Source organism: Vibrio sp. HI00D65, from assembly GCF_001635455.1.
In the GTDB taxonomy this organism is placed as follows: domain Bacteria; phylum Pseudomonadota; class Gammaproteobacteria; order Enterobacterales; family Vibrionaceae; genus Vibrio.
Window position 1 is genome coordinate 1 of sequence record NZ_LWEH01000226.1, and the last position, 314, is coordinate 314.

At 43.0% G+C, this 314-nt stretch carries 1 pseudogene; it reads right to left on the reverse strand.

From position 1 onward, the window contains the following. Positions 1–301: pseudogene (locus A3712_RS28395) on the reverse strand (type II secretion system F family protein); the annotation flags it as partial. Between the last annotated feature and the right edge of the window lie 13 nt (positions 302–314).

The window sequence follows — 314 nt, forward strand, 5'->3', positions numbered from 1 at the left end:
CGTTCGACTCCGAGATTTGAGTCATGTGCCAAATCATGGCGCCAACGGTCATTAGGGTGAACCTTATTACGAGAAAATAAGTTTCTGCATTTGGTGACCCTAAACCAATTAGGGTCAGCTTTCGACGTCGAGATTCTTGACCCTGAAAGCCCCAATCGCTTGAGGTTGTTGAGTATTTATTAGAATAAGCAGAAACAGACATGAGCCTATTTTTGACGATATCTCGTTTAAATGAATAAAGGTGCGCAATCAGGGCCAGTAGTAGTCCTGTCCCTATCATCAATGAGGCAAAGTAGGTCATGAAGAGAACCTTT